Below are 15610 nucleotides of genomic sequence, written 5' to 3' on the forward strand. Positions count from 1 at the left end.
CTCAGAAGGTTCAACCTAATTGGGCTGCAGATATTAAGTACCTTCCCCCGTGCGGGGATAGAAAACTTTATTGTTCTCTCGCAGCAAGATCGATCAACCAGGCTTTTAACGTTGCAGCTGATGGCCTTAAAGAAAATTGGCGGTCGTGAACAAGGTAATACCCTTTGGACACCGGGAGCCGCATCCCGAAGGGCTCGAACAACGATCCGTTTTTGACCTCGGCTTCAGTCAGAATAGCGCTGCTTAGCAGAACACCTTGTCCGTGACGTGCGGTCTCAATAGCGAGAATAGATTGGTCACAATGTTGGCAAGCGATGCCAGCAATTTGCTCGTCGGAGAGGTTACTGTATCGTTTAAACCAATGATTCCAGTGAGGGAGGAGAGTAGTGTGAAGCAAAGTTGCACGAGCCAGATCATCAGGGTGCTGTAAGTTAAGCTTTGCAGCATACTCGGGTGAGCAATAAAGGCGGGCTTCATCTCGGTAAAGTAGTGTGGAATCCAGCGACGGGTCCACACCGTCAAAGTATCGAATTGCGAGGTCGACTCTGTCGCGTTCGAAATCGATAAGCGCTGTAGAGGCACTCAGATGCAAGGTTATGTCTGGCCTGAAGGTCAAGAAATTGGCCATGCGAGACGCAAACCATTTTGCTGCCAAAGTTGGCGGCATAGACAACCATACCTCGCTCACGTGGCGTAGGCGCAGATGGGTGCTAGCTTGCTGTATCTGGAGCAACGATGGCTGTATCTCCGCCCAGTATTTCAAAGCTGCTGGAGTGGGACGGACCTGGCGGATTGAACGCGTGAAAAGGGGCGTCCCCAGCCAATCTTCTAGCTTCTGAATTTGCTGTCCGATCGCGCCCGGGGTGACATGAAGCTCAAATGCCGCTTTAGCAAAGCTGTTGTGCTTCATCGCGGCGTCAAACGCGAATAAAGCCTTCATTGGAGGCACGCTGTTCATGATGTAGTTTTTCTATTTCATGTGGGTTTTTTAATCGCTTGTCTAGCTCAGTTTTTCTGAAATACATTCGCGTATCAACCCCCTACGCACAGAGGCCATCATGAAAAAATTCGTCTACCCGGCTTTTGTCCTGCTCGGGATAGTCTGGGGAAGCAATTTCATTTTTATGAAGTGGGCTACCGAGACCATTTCCCCGCTCCAAACGGTTCTATTGCGCGTCCTCTTCGGCTTCGTTCCAGTGTTGATCTTGGCATTGTCACGTTGTGCGCTGAAATGGTCTCATGCTCGTTACGCTCATCATTTTCTAGTCATGTCGTTGCTAGCGACTACGTTCTACTATTTGGCATTTGCCAAAGGTGCGGCGCTACTTCCTTCGGGAATCGCAGGAATGCTCAGCGGGGCGATCCCGCTCTTCTCCTTTATGACGGCATGTCTCTTTCTGCAGCAAGAGCAAATCAATCGCTTGTCGGTAGCCGGGTTGATTATTGGATTTGTGGGAGTGCTTTTAATCGCTCGCCCATGGAGCAGTAACGGCGACGGAATTGATATCAACGGCGTAGTTTATATGATTGGTGGCTCGCTTAGCTTGGGTTGCTCATTTGTCTACGCAAAACGGTTTCTGGTGAATAAAGACCTCTCGCCGCTCGCTTTGTCGACATACCAAATCGGGTTGGCTCTTCTAGTGCTTGTTTTTACGACCGATCTACAGGGAATCGAGCGTATTTCAAATAACCCAAGAGCCTTAGCCGGACTGGTTTTCGGACTCGGAATACTGGGAACCGGTGTGGCTTATATTCTTTACTATTTTCTCGTTCAGCATCTCGGTGCGATTAGGGCTTCCGGCGTGACCTACATTCCACCTGTGGTGGCAATGGGTATCAGTGCATTACTAGTCCATGAGCCTTTGCACATCAACGACCTGCTAGCACTAGTATGCATCATCGCTGGGGTCTACATTCTCCAGCTCGGAAAGTCCACGCAGTCGAGGCCATCAACCTCGCCGTCGTCGTGATGAAAACTGCAGCTGCATAAAAAATAAACCATTCAAAATTCGCAATCCGAAGGGGTATAAAATGCCTTTAGTTAGAATCGATTTATCTGCTGACTTCTCCGAAAATACTGTTAAAGAAATCAGCGGCGTCATATATGGTGCCATGGTAACCAACGCGGACGTGCCAGAACATGACAAATTCCAGATAATTAATCGTCACCGCGGGGATGAACTTGTTTACCCTTCAGCCGGCTACTTGGGTATTACCTACACTCCCGGCATAGTATTTATTCAAGTCACCTGGAATTCCGGGAGAACCGTTGAGGTCAAGAAAGCATTTTACATGGCTATTGCGGATGGCATACATGCCAAAACCGGAATTCGAAAACAGGATGTCTGGATTAGCCTGGTAGATGTCAAGCGAGAAGATTGGTCATTCGGGAACGGCGAAATGCAATACGCTCCTAACGACTGATGCGGTGGCGGCGGTCGCTGTCGCCTTCTACGCTGCGAGAGCGATCAAATAAAATACATATCATCCAGGCGAGCGACCTCGGTTAGGGTCTGAATTCCGCATATATTTGGATCTGACTTTCGGGAGAGTCGGCACCCGTATGGACTTTCAGCGCATGTCGGCAATCGCTCACGTTTAGATACATAGCCATTGGTAGAGCCGAAAACCTTCAGACGCGTCCGCTGCGCAGATCCACCGTCCATAGTTATCAAAATCGTCCCAGACATCGGCGTGCGGATCGAAGTACAGCCCATCGGAATACGCGCAAAAGATACTGTAATTGGGTACGAGGGCGTCGGCAACGATCGTGTCCCGAGAAGTGGTGTAACTGAACCAACCGAAGGCGCCCTGCGGGCGAAAGAGGTGGGTCATCGTGGTTCTTGGCTAACGTTGAGTTTGCGGACTTAACCTTCACCAGGAAACCACGATGACCAAGCCCACTATCGCATTGACCGAGTTGGTTGAGAAAGGGGCAGACGCTGATCTGCTCAAGCAAATGATCCAGTTTGTTGCCCAGCGCATGATGGAGTTCGACGTCGAGGGCTTGTGCGGCGCCGGTTTCGACGTCAAAAGCCCTGACCGAACAAACAGCCGCAACGGCTACCGCGATCGCCTCTGGCAAACTCGCGCTGGCGACGTTGACCTGAAGATCCCCAAGCTGCGCCAGGGCAGCTATTTTCCCGGTTTTCTCGAACCACGACGCACCGCCGAAAAGGCCATGGCAGCCGTGATCCAGGAAGCCTATATCCAGGGCGTTTCGACGCGCTCGGTCGACGAACTGGTCAAGGCCATGGGCATGTCCGGCATCTCGAAAAGCCAAGTATCCAGGCTCGCTGGCGAGATCGATGAGCGCGTCCACGCCTTCCTTGATCGACCGCTTGAGGGCGATTGGCCCTACCTGTGGATTGACGCTACCTACGTCAAGGTGCGGGAGGCCGGGCGCATCGTCTCGGTCGCCGTCATAATCGCTGTGGCCGTGAACACCAACGGCGGGCGCGAGGTGCTGGGTATGCGGGTTGGCCCGTCGGAAGCCGAACCGTTCTGGACGGACTTCCTGAGAAGCCTGATGCGACGCGGGCTGCGGGGTGTGAAACTGGTGATCTCTGACGCTCACGAAGGGCTCAAGGCCGCTGTTTCCAAGGTTTTCCACGCGACCTGGCAACGCTGTCGCGTTCACTTCATGCGCAATGCCATGGCCCATGTCGGCAAGGGCCAGCGCACCATGGTAGCGGCCTTGCTGCGCACGGTGTTTGCCCAGGACAGTCGAACCGAATGCCATCAGCAATGGCGGTTGGTGGCTGAACAACTTCGTGAGAAATACCCCAAGATCGCCACGCTCATGGACGGTTGCGAAGATGAAGTGCTGGCGCACATGGCCTTCCCGAAGGCACATCGACAGCAGTTGCACAGCACTAACCCGCTGGAACGGCTAAACGCTGAGATCAAGCGGCGTACCGAAGTGGTGGGCATCTTCCCCAACGATCCGGCGATTACACGGTTGGTTGGGGCGATGCTGCTGGAGCAGAACGACGAGTGGTGCCTGCAACGGCGCTATATGCAGTTGGAGGCCTTCGAGGCGGTCAGCGATAATCCGCAGGCCAAGCTGTCGGCCGTGATCAACTAAACGGCAAACTCAGTGGCCAGAGCGATGATGAGTTACACCACGTCCTGGGACACGATCCAATCGTGAACGAGTCATCCTTTGCGAATACTCCTTGAATGCACCCTGGCAACACCTGCGCCAGAGACTCGAGCACCGATGCTTCATCCCCAATGTCCAGCACTTCATCGACGTTTGCCAAATCAGCAATGCCAGGCCTCATCGGCTTCAAGATGACGATGTTGTAGCTCATGCGTTTCCTTTGCTCCATCCCGTGCGTGTGACTCAGCATACCCGCGAGAAGGGGTATACGGATGTGCCTGTCAGCCATTGGTTTGCAGGTCCTCGCTTGAAGCCGAGAACTGTCGCGGATGGCAACTACCCACCTATACCGGCCGCTGTCCGAGGTCGGCTAACGGCCAGAAGCGGTCATCCTAGAAAACCTCCACTCCGGAAGCGGTTGGACAAAAAAGGTCATCCTCAGTCCTCAATTGTTCCCGCCTCGACGTCTTCAAAAGCGCGCCCTTTCGACCAACGTTTATAATCTGCGGGGGTCATACCTGTCAGTTGGATGAAGGCTCGGCGAAATGAGGTGTCCTCGCTGTAGCCACAGTTAAGCGCCACTTGTTTAACGCTGGCCCCTGGTACTTGTAGCAGGACACAGGCGGTTTCTATTCTGATGCGTGTGATGAGTTCCTTGGGCGACTCGTTGGTTAGACTCCTAACTCGCCTATGTAGAGTCCGTTCGCTTACGTTCAAAGCCTTAGCCAGCTCGACGGCGGTTAATCCAGGCTTGCCGTGTCGAATAATTTGCTCTGTTTCCAGCAGCAGTGGATCAGCATTGTTTATAAAACCTCGGGGCGCGTACACCGACTGGGGCAATGGCAAACTATCGGTCACAGAAATATCAGCCGTTAATTTCGCGACGTCGCTCCCTGCGAAAACCCTGATCACATAAAGCGCCAGATCAACCCAGGATAAAGGTCCTCCGGTAGTCACGACGCGATCCTGCACCTCCACTGCCGAGCCCCATGCCAGTAGTGCCTTGGGAAATCGCTGTTTAAACACATGGTGAAGCCACCACGTTGTCGTACAGCGCCGGCTGTTCAATAGGCCAGCCTCCCCCAGTACAAACGTACCTGCACACGCTGCACCGACCAGTGCGCCCTGTTGATGATTGACGTTGACCCACCGCGCGGCTCGCGTGAGTGATTCGGAGGTGGGCGGCAGTCGATCCGGTCCGAGACCCATTCCTGTAACCAGCACAGCATCGCAAGGCCCCACATTGTCAAATCCGGCATCAACGGGGATCAGCCGGCCTTGAGGATCTCGCAACGCCTTGCCATCTGCACTGACTATGAGCGTCTCGAACTCATTGCAGACTCTGCGATTTAAGGCGGGTGGCAGCCCCGCTGGAGGAGATCGCAACGCCTGGTTGGTCATCCAGAACAGATCAGCCAACCCCGTGATGGCAGACATCAAGCTGCCTTCTAAGGCAATGATCGCAATGCGCATGGTAGATCCTACCTGATGATCCAGATGGCGAATTTTGCATGAAGTATGTCCAGTTTGGTATCTCACGGTTTAGGCCGGGCCTGCCTAGACTGGCAACACATACTGCAGAGGCCCCCGCATGAAAATGCCATTCCACCTGAATGTCCCCCCCGAAAAAGAAAGTCAGCCCAGCCCACTGAGGTGGCTGGGTCGACTCACCCTCGCATGGGGATTGTCCCTGTTGGTCTCTGGAGGCCCCGCCATGGCTGCATCAACCGAACATACCGTGCGCAATATCGTACTGGTGCATGGCGCGTTCGCCGATGGCTCCAGTTGGTCGCAGGTGATTGAGCGGCTAACTGCGATCGGCTATCACGTCACCGCCGTGCAGAACCCAATGACCTCATTAAGCGATGACGTGCTTGCCACCGAACGGGTCCTGCGCCGGCAACAGGGTGAGGTGTTATTGGTGGGGCATTCCTGGGCCGGCGCGGTGATAACACAGGCAGGCAACGCCAGTAATGTGAAAGGCTTGGTTTATCTGTCCGCGCTCGTGCCGGACAGTGGCGAGTCTGCGGCGGATCTCCTGCAACGGTTGAAGGCACCGATGACGGGCCTCACCCCTGACGCGGATGGACTGATCTGGCTGGACGATCCATCGCAGTTTCACAAAGTCATGGCGGCAGATCTACCGATGCAGAAGGCCCAGTTGCTGGCATCGGTACAGCAACCGATTGCCGCCGCCTGTTTTAGCGGCAAGGTCGAGCACGCGGCGTGGCACGACAAGCCAAGCTGGTACCTGCAAACCACTGAGGACCATGCCCTTTCCCCATCGGTGCAGCAGTCCATCGTGCAACAGATTGGTGCCAAGGCAGTATCCGTTCGCTCCAGCCACTTGTCGCTGGCGTCCCATCCCGATGCCGTCGCCAAGCTCATCGACCACGCTGCAAGCGAATTGGGACGATGAGCTTGGCGTCACAACGCTTTTTGAAAACACCCACGCTTTATCCTGAGGGCATCAAATATGAAAGTACTGCATATTGACTCCAGCATCATGGGCAGCGACTCCATCACCCGTGATCTTACCGCTGCCATCGTTGCGCGCATTCAGGCCAGTCATCCCGATACTCACGTGCAGCACCGCGACCTCGCGAATGATGAAGTGAGGCATCTGAGCGGCTCGATTGCCGCAGGATTCCGGCAAACCGGGGTCAGTGATTTTCCGGCGGCCACTTTGCTGGAGCATCAACTCTCGGAAGTTTTGGTGACCGAGTTCCTGGCCAGTGAGGTGCTGGTCATCGGTGCGCCCATGTACAACTTCAGCGTTCCCACCCAGTTGAAGGCCTGGCTGGACAGAATCGCCCAGGTGGGACGGACGTTTAAATACACCGAATACGGCCCTGTTGGCTTGTCCGGCGACAAGCGCATCATCGTTGTTTCAGCGCGTGGAGGTTTTTACGCTGAAGGCCCCTTGCAAGACATGGACTTCCAGGAAAGTTATCTCAAAACATTTTTTGGCTTTCTAGGGATTACCGATATCGAGTTCGTTCGTGCCGAAGGCGCCTCTAAAGGCGAGCCGATTCGCAATAAAGGCGTAGCGATCGCCAGGAACGCCATTCCCGCTGCCGTGGCACATCTGTCGGTAGCCGCTTTATAACGCTTGAGATGAGGAAATGAACGTATGCTATATGCAATCACGCTGACCTACATCAGTCCTGCCGAACAGATTCGAGAGCACCTGGAAGCGCACAAGGACTGGCTGGTGAAATACATCAAGTCCGCAAATGTTGTCTTTGCCGGCCCGCTCACGGATGAAAGTGGCGGATTCATTCTTGCCCACGCAGAACAGTTGTTGGACATCCAGAAAATAGTGGCAGAGGACCCATTTGTTGCTCACCGACTGGTCACGTTCGACATCGTAGAGTCTGACCCTGCGATTCGCTCTTCAGACTTCGCGGCTCATTGGGCTCGCGATGCGAAGCCTGTATGAATCACTTATGACTGAGTCTTCCCCACTTTCGTAGACACCTTCAAGGGCAGCTTCTGGCCGCTGGCCGATCTCGGCCAACGGCCGGCATGGGACGAAAGCAGTCGCATGCGAGCGCCTGTTATCGTTCCAGAGCAGACGGTTGTGAGAGGCAGCTTTCGGCCAAAAGCGGACTCGAACACACAGCGGCGCGGCGAACATCCGAGGGTACCGGTGAGGGTCACGTGTCGGCGCTCTGAGTCAGATGGACGCCGATTTGATGAAGTCGATGAAAGCCTTGAGCGGTGTGGGTACCAGGCGCCGTCCGGAGTAATACAGGAACGGTCCGTTGAACTGCTGCCACCATCCTTCCAATACGGGTTCAAGCGAACCCTCTGTCAGGTGGGGGCGAAGCCATTCTTCAAAGAGATGGACAACGCCCGTTCCAGCGATGGCCGCTTCGATTGCGAGGTCGATACCGCCAATGGACACCCGCAGCGATCCGTCAGGGTCGATCTTGAGTACTTTACCGTTGCGCTCGAACTCCCACGACGGCGTTGTTCCGCTGCGGAATCGAGTGCGGATGCAGGCGTGGCCAAGTAAGTCGCGAGGATGTTTGGGGCGACCATGACGATCGAGATAAGCAGGCGCCGCGGCGGTTGCCATCCGCTGTATGCGTGGGCCGATCGGCACCGCGATCATGTCCTGCTCCAGTCGTTCTTCGTAGCGTATGCCGGCATCGCAGCCCGCTGCGAGCACGTCGACGAAGCTCTCCTCAGTGACGACCTCTACGCGAATGTCAGGGTATTCGATGAGAAAGCGCGGCAGGATGGACGGTAACACCAGCCGTGCCGCACTGACTGGTACGTTAAGCCGCAAGGTGCCCATCGGGCGTTCGCGAAATCCGTTGACCACATCGACCGCGGCTTCAACCTCACCAAGGGCTGGAGCCAGGCGCTCAAGCAGACGCTGACCTGCCTCTGTAGGCACTACGCTGCGCGTGGTGCGATTTAAAAGCCTCACACCCAGGCGCGCTTCCAACCGGCGCACCGCCTCGCTCAATCCGGAGGGGCTGCTGTTGCTGATTCGGGCTGCTTCGCGAAATCCTTTTGCGCGCGCCACGGCCACGAAGGCGCTCAACTCGCCGAGGTCTATCTGCATTGTTCGTCGTTCCGCACAACCCGTATCAAATATGCCCAATTGTCGCACGACTGGCCAACGCTTACTTTGACTCCACCACTCAGGAGACTGGCTATGTCAATCAACAATGAACACTCCACCTTCCACCTTGGCGAGCGCACGGTCAAGCGCATGGGCTACGGCGCCATGCAGCTTGCCGGCCCTGGGGTATTCGGTCCGCCCAAGGACCGCTCTGCAGCACTGGCCGTCCTACGCGAAGCCGTTGAACTGGGCGTGAATCACATTGATACCAGCGACTTTTACGGCCCGCATGTGACCAACCAGATCATTCGCGAGGCGTTGTATCCCTATCGTGATGACCTTGTGATCGCTACCAAGATCGGTGCACGTCGCAGCGCTGACGGAGCATGGCTGACGGCGATGTCGCACCAAGAGTTGGTAGAGGCCGTGCACGACAACTTGCGCAACTTGGACAGGGAGGTGCTTGATGTCGTCAACCTGCGCATCATGTTCAATGCACATGGTCCGGCTGATGGTTCAATCGAAGAACCACTCACAGCGCTGGCTGAACTCCAGCACCGTGGTTTGGTTAAAAACATTGGGCTGAGCAACGTCACGCCGCTGCAGGTGTCCGAAGGACGCCGCATCTGCACGATCGTCGAAGTGCAGAATCAGTACAACCTGGCGCATAGAACCGATGATGAACTGCTCGACGAACTGGCTCGTGATGGTATTGCCTATGTGCCCTTTTTCCCTCTCGGTGGATTCTCTCCGCTGCAGTCGTCTGCGCTCACTAACGTAGCCGCAGCGCTCGGGGCGACTCCGATGCAGGTTGCTCTCGCCTGGTTGTTGCAACGATCGCCGAATATCCTGTTGATTCCTGGAACTTCGTCAGTGAAGCATCTGCACGAGAATCTTGCAGCAGCGGATCTGGTTTTACCGGATGACGCTGTTACTACGCTAAATGGCATGGCTGCCCAATAGTTTTCCCAGCGCACGACTGATCACGTTAGGGATCGCCTGCGCTGCGAGGTCCGCTTGAACTATTGCCTATGCCCTGCTGAGGTGGCGATGCGATCAACGCTGGCGCAGGCAACCCTGATCGCTCTGCCATGACAGCAGCGATCTTCAAAAAGGCGCACTCGCGTTTCAGCTCTGTGCTCAGAGCAAGACCTCATCAATCGCCTCAAGCAGCTCGCAGACTCCTGTGTGTCCCGCTGACAGTGACACCCCATCACCGGCCCTCATGTCGGACAGCTCACCGGTATCCAGGGTGATCGCGCAGACCACAGCTTAGCGGTACGTCTACTCATGCAAATTACAGCAGCGCCTGACGGCTACAACAGCACCCGTCCTACACCGCTTACTGGTTAGGATTAGCAGCAGGCTTCCAGACTTCGTACAAGCGCTCCACACCGGAAACAGCCTGTTGCAGAGGCTGCTTTGACAGCCCATTGCTGAAGTATTCATTGTGCCGGGGCGAACTGCTGACCTTGTCGGCACATGCACAGTAGCTTGGGATCTGAAGGGCTACGATGCGCCATTGCGCATGATCCACTCCACAGGTCGCCAAGCTTCCCACTGCTGCGACCAATCGACTGCCATTGCGGTCGGTGGAAGCACGCTGTTCTTGATGTTTCCCCATACGGGCCTCGCCCGTATGGGCAGGCTCTCCGAATGAAATCTGGAGGTCTAATGAAACTGGGAAGGAATCTATACAAGACGCTGGTCGCATCCAACGTCTCGGAACAAAACGCGACATCCATCACGGATGCGCTGGAGAACGTGATGACTACAGCTCTTGCTAGCAAAACTGACCTGTCGGAGGCTCGTAACGAGCTGAAGGCTGAAATCACGGGTGTGCGTGACGAGCTGAAAGCTGAGATCGCAGGCGTGCGTCATGACTTACATGAACTCAAATTGGACATGACGAAGCTTGAAGCGAACATGACGACATTCCGTACGGAAATCAGGGCGGATATGACGACATTCCGCACCGAAATCAGGGCCGATATGTCAGAAATTCGCCACACGATGGAGGTCAACGGAGAAAGGCACAGTAAAGAGCTTGCCAAGCAGGAGAACAAACTGACCTTACGGTTTGGGACGATGTTAGTTGGCGGTTTGAGCTTGTTGTTCGCTGCGTTGAAATACCTCTAGCAGCCTCTGCTGTCACCACCCACGCGGGGAACACTCCCCGCCGGGCGAAGTGTTCTCCGCACTTTGTTTCACACGGAGCATCGCGAAGCCCTGCTGTTGTACTTTCGAGCGTTGATCGCTCCTCTTTGACTGCGTCGGCCCTGGGCTGACTTGCTGACCTGAACGTCGGCCTCTTGTGAGGTTCGTTGTTCGTCGGCTTCCACTTCATGGGCGTGCCACGGATTGGCGGCGCCCACCCGCTACTCACTGCCCTGCCCCGTTTTTCGGGTGTGCGGTGTGGCGGATACCACACTTTCCTGCTCGCGTTCGACTCGGCTGCGACGGCTGCTGATCGTTGTCGTGCGGTTTGATTTTGGTGCCTTTGGCGCCTTCGTCGGTGCTTGGCCGCGGCCTGTACCTGACATCCATCCATAGGGATTTCCTTGCCCTATGGGGCGAGGTTTGTCCCGCCCCAAGGAGTGCTACATGGAAAAACCTGTGAATGTGTTGCGACTGCCGTTTCCGTTCATTCGCAACCCGTACCTGCCGGGTACGAGTTTGCGTCTGGATCGGTTCCAGCGGCAGTTCACGATTGTCTGTACGGGTGTGCTGAGCTTGCCGGAGGACGAACCACACGTGGGTTTCTACCAGGTGTCGGGTGAGTACGTCGTGGGGTATTGCGGCGTGCTCGAGGAGGCCATTGCGCTGTGCGTCTCGCGCTTCTACGAGCTGCATGCGTACCCGAAGCTCAGTGCCGTGGGGTCATTTGATCCGCGCACGGTGGAGGTCTACTACACCGGGGCCAGAGTCTATCGGCCAAAGCCGATCGCCAGTGCCAGCGATGATGCCCTGCGGGTGTTGTCGGGTGTGGTTCAGGCCTCGCAGATCGTGTGGCGACGTCCCTGCTGGACGGTGGCTGAGGTTGAAGCCGTGGAACAGCGGATGGCGGCGCTCTACGAGCAGGCGCACCAGGACATGAACCAGGAGGACTTTGAATCGGCCAGGAGGGCCCGTCGGGAAGCCAAGGAACTCAGGGGCTTTCTGATTTCACCGAGGTGGCGAGTGTTTGCCTGGCAGGCACTCCATAACGCAGGCGTGACCTGCTGCACCGCTTGACGCTGTCACCCAATCGCCGTAACCGGGAAACCACTTCCCGGTCGGGGCAAGTGGTTTCTCACCCTTCAGGAGAAATCAGATGCCCCAAAGAAAGAAACCACGTGTTGGCGAGGTAATGGAATACGCCATCGCGATCACTGCACTGGTGTGGGACACGGTGCTGCTGGACCCGGCTGATCGTCGGCGCTCGACCTACGAGAGCCGGTTGAGAGGACTGTTCCAGGCAGTGGCCAAAGCTCACAACCAGAGCCCTCAGGCGAGACAGGTGCATTTTGACCTGTGCTCCCGAGAGCAAAAGGAAGGGGCCTTGGCGTTGACGCTCAGGCGCATGGAGCCACCGCAAGGCGTGCCGTATCTGCTCCTGTCACTTCAGGGAGAGCCGGTCGAAGCATGATCCGGCTCAAGCTCTAGCAATACCTCAACTGCGCCCGACTCTGTCGGGCTTTTTTTCAATGGCTGGGCAGCCGCCCCTCTGTCTCATGAGATTGCTTGGCCCCCTGGTACCGATCCAGGCCTGCAGCCGTTTGGGCCCATCGCGTCTCCTGCCCTCAATTAAATTGAACTCCCTTCCGACGCCCTCCTTCATACCCTAGACAAGCACGCTCCTGCCAAGCCCCTGAAGGATGACGGGTATGAACCTCGCTGATCGCCCCACAAGCAGCCCTTTGCAGACGCTGTTGCATGACCTACCGCCCATGCCTCACCCCCCGGTGACGGACAGCCACCTGCTTCACATCATGCGTGCGCTGCAGGCGCAGGGCCTGGATCGGTTGCCATTACCCGGGCATGGCAAGACCCTGCAGCGCTGGCAGGCATTGGCTCAGGTGGCGGGTCACGACCTGTCCCTGGCCAAGCTCTACGAGGGGCATACCGATGCCTTGGCGATCCTGACCGAGTGCGATGTGCACCACCTGCAGGACCAGGGCATCTGGGGCGTCTGGGCGGCCGAGCCCCCCTACGCCAAGACACGGATCGTCAAGCGCCAGGGCGCCCGCGTCTCGCTCAGCGGACGCAAGGCCTGGTGTTCCGGCGCCTCGCAGATCAGCCGTGGATTACTCACCGCCTGGGACGAGAACGATCAGCAGCAGTTGGTCGCCATCAGCCTGCCCGATCCGACCCAACAGCTCGACACCAGCGCTTGGCAAGCCGTGGGCATGGCCGCGACCCACAGCGTCGAAATCGAGTTTTTCGAAACGCCTGCGTACCTGATCGGCCAACCGGGCGACTACCTGGCGCGCCCCGGCTTCTGGCATGGCGGTGCGGGGATCGCCGCCTGCTGGTATGGCGCCAGTGCAGCCCTGGCGGAGTACCTGCGCGCGTCCTGTCGCACCCGCCGCACCGACGCGCATGCCTACGCCCACCTGGGCGCCGTGGAAGCCGCGTTGTCCGGTGCCGCCAGCGCCTTGCGTCAATGCGCGACCTGGATTGACCGACAGCCACAGGCCGATGCCAGTACGCCGGTGCGCAGCGTCCGGGCCGTCGTGGAACAGGCCGCCAACCAGGTGCTTGATCATGTTGGCCGGGCCTTGGGCGCCACACCGTATTGCCAAGACCGGCGCTTTGCCCAGCTCAGCGCCGACCTGCCGGTCTACCTTCGACAAAGCCATGCCGAACGCGACCTGGCAGAGCTGGGCCAGCACGTCGCCCAGGCGCCAGCCGGGAGCTGGCAGCTATGAGCGTGAAACCCGGCTCCAAGGCGATTCAGGGCGAAGGCACCTCACTGCAGCAGTGGCAACATTCCGTCTCGCTGTCGGCAGTGCCCGCCATCAGCCTCGACGCACTGGTTCCCCCGGCGTGTCGACTGGTGGTGGTCGCCCCCCACCCCGACGATGAAGTCCTGATGTGTGGCGGCCTGCTGGCTGACCTGGTTGCACGCCCTCAACAGGATCTGCTGCTGATTTCGGTGACCGATGGTGAAGCCAGCCATCGCGATTCGGCACACTGGAGCGCGCACAACCTGCGCCAGGCCCGGGTGCATGAAAGCCAGGCGGCGCTGCGGGCCCTGGGGTTGAACAGCGCGTCGTTGAACTGGCTGCGGGTCGGATTGCCGGACAGCGGCGTACCCCATCATGAAACCGAGCTCTGGCACTGCCTGGCCCAGCGGCTCGAACCGGGAGACCGGCTCATCACCACCTGGCGAGAGGACGGTCACTGCGATCATGAAGCCGTGGGACGTGCCTGTGCCAAGGCGGCACGCCAGCTGGGCGCCAGCTTGCTCGAAGCGCCTGTCTGGGCGTGGCACTGGGCGTCACCGGAAGACGCGCGGATACCCTGGCACAAGGCCCGCAAACTGATCCTTGATGAGTCATCGCTAAGGCGCAAACACCAAGCCATCAGCGCCCATCGCAGTCAGATAACCCCCGACGGCGACAAGGCGGCCGTGCTATCGCCCCATGCCCTTGAACGGCTGTTGCAACCCTTTGAGCTGGTGTTCGTATGAGTGTGAACGCGGGGTACTTCGAACAGCTGTTCGCCAGCAGTGACGATCCCTGGCAATTTCGCACCCGTTGGTACGAACGGCGAAAGCGTGACCTGATCATGGCTTGCCTGCCTCGACAACACTACGAGACCGTCTTCGAGCCGGCCTGTGCCAATGGCGAACTCAGCGCGGCCCTGGCGCCGCGCTGCGAGAAACTGCTGTGCCAGGATGGAGACCCGACCGCCGTCCGACTGGCCCGCGAGCGGCTGGTCGACGCGCCGCAGGTGCAAGTCGAACAGGGCTGGTTGCCCGCCGATTGGCCCGACGGCACCTTCGACCTGATCGTGCTCGGCGAAATCGGCTACTACCTCAGCGCAGCCGACTGGTGCCAGGTGATCGCCCGTGCACGCGACTGCCTGACACCCGCCGGCGCGGTGCTGGCCTGTCACTGGCTCGCGCCGATCGACGGCTGTGCGCTGGACGGCCGACAGGTCCACGCCTTGCTAGAGCAGCACCTGCCCTTGCCATGCGTGCTGCGCCATGAGGAAGCGCAGTTCGTGCTCGAGCTCTGGAGCCGGGAATCCCTCACCTTCGACCTGCAAGAGACCTGCCGATGATCGCCGTGATCGTACCTGCGCACAACGAGGCCCAACACCTGGGCCATTGCCTCACGGCCCTCAAGCGGGCTGCTCGCAACCTCGAGTCCCTGGGCGAGGAAGTCCGCATCCTGGTGGTCCTGGACCATTGCACCGATGCCAGCCACAGCATCGCCGTGGCGCACGGCGTGTCGACCCTGAGCATCAACGCACGCAATGTCGGCCTGGCTCGTCGCAGCGGTGCGGCCATGATGCTGGAACAGGGGGCGCGCTGGCTGGCCTGTACCGACGCCGACAGCTGTGTGCCGCCCGACTGGCTGCTCTGCCAACTGGCGTTTCGGGCCGATGCCGTGTGCGGCACCGTGCATGTCGAACGCTGGCAGGCCCATCAGGACGCGATGCTGCGTCAGCGTTATGAGGCGCACTACCAACCGGTCGAGGGGCATCGCCACATACACGGCGCCAACCTGGGCATCTGTGCCAGGGCCTACGAGCGAGCCGGTGGTTTTCGTCCACTGCCGCTGGATGAAGATGTCCAACTGGTCAACGACCTGCAGCAGAGCGGTGCCCGTATCGTGTGGACCGCGCGCAACAGCGTGTCCACCAGCAGTCGCAGTGACTGCCGGGTGCACGGCGGGTTTGGCGACTTTCTCACGGCCCTGGGCACCTGAGCCTTC

Annotated in this window: 18 protein-coding genes; 14 read left to right on the forward strand and 4 right to left on the reverse strand. The window is 58.0% G+C overall.

Annotated elements, in window-relative coordinates; translation table 11 throughout:
• Positions 1-67: 67 nt before the first annotated feature.
• Positions 68-958 carry a LysR substrate-binding domain-containing protein gene (locus HU752_RS20375; RefSeq protein WP_186688160.1) on the reverse strand — a complete coding sequence of 297 codons (891 nt, stop codon included), beginning with the start codon at positions 956-958 and terminating at the stop codon, positions 68-70.
• Positions 959-1058: 100 nt separating this feature from the next.
• Here HU752_RS20375 and HU752_RS20380 point away from each other — a divergent pair, with 100 nt between their 5' ends.
• The 3 genes from HU752_RS20380 to HU752_RS20390 all read left to right on the forward strand — a co-directional run bounded on the left by HU752_RS20380 (position 1059) and on the right by HU752_RS20390 (position 4087).
• Positions 1059-1970: a DMT family transporter gene (locus HU752_RS20380; protein WP_186688159.1), complete on the forward strand. Its 912-nt coding sequence runs from the start codon at positions 1059-1061 to the stop codon at positions 1968-1970.
• Between the two features lie 61 nt (positions 1971-2031).
• Positions 2032-2424, forward strand: coding sequence for a tautomerase family protein (locus HU752_RS20385; RefSeq protein ID WP_186688158.1), 393 nt, complete (start codon positions 2032-2034; stop codon positions 2422-2424).
• 466 nt (positions 2425-2890) lie between these two features.
• The gene (locus HU752_RS20390; protein WP_217838491.1) at positions 2891-4087 is read left to right on the forward strand and encodes an IS256 family transposase; all 1197 of its coding nucleotides are present in this window, start codon (positions 2891-2893) and stop codon (positions 4085-4087) included.
• Here HU752_RS20390 and HU752_RS20395 read toward each other — a convergent pair.
• Both HU752_RS20395 and HU752_RS20400 read right to left on the reverse strand, forming a co-directional pair.
• Positions 4080-4316 (reverse strand): casein kinase II subunit beta family protein, encoded by a 237-nt coding sequence (locus HU752_RS20395; protein ID WP_186676151.1) that lies wholly within the window; start codon positions 4314-4316, stop codon positions 4080-4082. The genes HU752_RS20390 and HU752_RS20395 overlap by 8 nt on opposite strands.
• A gap of 227 nt (positions 4317-4543) precedes the next feature.
• Positions 4544-5578: a GlxA family transcriptional regulator gene (locus HU752_RS20400; protein ID WP_186676060.1), complete on the reverse strand. Its 1035-nt coding sequence runs from the start codon at positions 5576-5578 to the stop codon at positions 4544-4546.
• A 241-nt stretch (positions 5579-5819) separates the two neighbouring features.
• On the opposite strand from HU752_RS20400, the gene HU752_RS20405 reads away from it, so the two are divergent.
• Genes HU752_RS20405 through HU752_RS20415 form a run of 3 tightly spaced genes read left to right on the forward strand, consistent with a single transcriptional unit; the run spans position 5820 to position 7547 of the window.
• A complete protein-coding gene (locus HU752_RS20405) occupies positions 5820-6524 on the forward strand; it encodes an alpha/beta fold hydrolase (protein ID WP_225920037.1) in 705 nt (234 codons plus the stop codon).
• A gap of 57 nt (positions 6525-6581) precedes the next feature.
• Positions 6582-7214 (forward strand): FMN-dependent NADH-azoreductase, encoded by a 633-nt coding sequence (locus HU752_RS20410; protein ID WP_186676058.1) that lies wholly within the window; start codon positions 6582-6584, stop codon positions 7212-7214.
• A gap of 24 nt (positions 7215-7238) precedes the next feature.
• A complete protein-coding gene (locus HU752_RS20415; protein WP_186676049.1) occupies positions 7239-7547 on the forward strand; it encodes a YciI family protein in 309 nt (102 codons plus the stop codon).
• Positions 7548-7784: 237 nt separating this feature from the next.
• Here HU752_RS20415 and HU752_RS20420 read toward each other — a convergent pair whose 3' ends face one another.
• Complete coding sequence (locus HU752_RS20420; RefSeq protein ID WP_186676046.1) at positions 7785-8684, reverse strand: LysR family transcriptional regulator; 900 nt, start codon at positions 8682-8684, stop codon at positions 7785-7787.
• A 93-nt stretch (positions 8685-8777) separates the two neighbouring features.
• Here HU752_RS20420 and HU752_RS20425 point away from each other — a divergent pair, with 93 nt between their 5' ends.
• From HU752_RS20425 to HU752_RS20460, 8 genes are all read left to right on the forward strand, one after another.
• A complete protein-coding gene (locus tag HU752_RS20425; RefSeq protein WP_186676043.1) occupies positions 8778-9647 on the forward strand; it encodes an aldo/keto reductase family oxidoreductase in 870 nt (289 codons plus the stop codon).
• Between the two features lie 711 nt (positions 9648-10358).
• Positions 10359-10823, forward strand: a complete 465-nt coding sequence (locus tag HU752_RS20430; protein ID WP_202894668.1) for a CCDC90 family protein — start codon at positions 10359-10361, stop codon at positions 10821-10823.
• A 465-nt stretch (positions 10824-11288) separates the two neighbouring features.
• Complete coding sequence (locus tag HU752_RS20435) at positions 11289-11918, forward strand: hypothetical protein (RefSeq protein ID WP_186676038.1); 630 nt, start codon at positions 11289-11291, stop codon at positions 11916-11918.
• Positions 11919-11997: 79 nt separating this feature from the next.
• Positions 11998-12312: a hypothetical protein gene (locus tag HU752_RS20440; RefSeq protein WP_186676036.1), complete on the forward strand. Its 315-nt coding sequence runs from the start codon at positions 11998-12000 to the stop codon at positions 12310-12312.
• Positions 12313-12550: 238 nt separating this feature from the next.
• Positions 12551-13594 carry an acyl-CoA dehydrogenase family protein gene (locus HU752_RS20445; protein ID WP_186676035.1) on the forward strand — a complete coding sequence of 348 codons (1044 nt, stop codon included), beginning with the start codon at positions 12551-12553 and terminating at the stop codon, positions 13592-13594.
• On the forward strand, positions 13591-14358 hold the full coding sequence (locus HU752_RS20450) for a PIG-L deacetylase family protein (protein ID WP_186676034.1): 768 nt from the start codon (positions 13591-13593) through the stop codon (positions 14356-14358). Before HU752_RS20445 ends, HU752_RS20450 begins: the two co-directional genes overlap by 4 nt.
• Positions 14355-14954, forward strand: coding sequence for a class I SAM-dependent methyltransferase (locus HU752_RS20455; RefSeq protein WP_186676033.1), 600 nt, complete (start codon positions 14355-14357; stop codon positions 14952-14954). The genes HU752_RS20450 and HU752_RS20455 overlap by 4 nt, the downstream gene beginning before the upstream one ends.
• The gene (locus tag HU752_RS20460; RefSeq protein WP_186676032.1) at positions 14951-15604 is read left to right on the forward strand and encodes a glycosyltransferase family 2 protein; all 654 of its coding nucleotides are present in this window, start codon (positions 14951-14953) and stop codon (positions 15602-15604) included. Before HU752_RS20455 ends, HU752_RS20460 begins: the two co-directional genes overlap by 4 nt.
• Positions 15605-15610: the final 6 nt, after the last annotated feature.

The sequence above is a fragment of the Pseudomonas vanderleydeniana genome (genome assembly GCF_014268755.2).
GTDB lineage: Bacteria > Pseudomonadota > Gammaproteobacteria > Pseudomonadales > Pseudomonadaceae > Aquipseudomonas > Aquipseudomonas vanderleydeniana.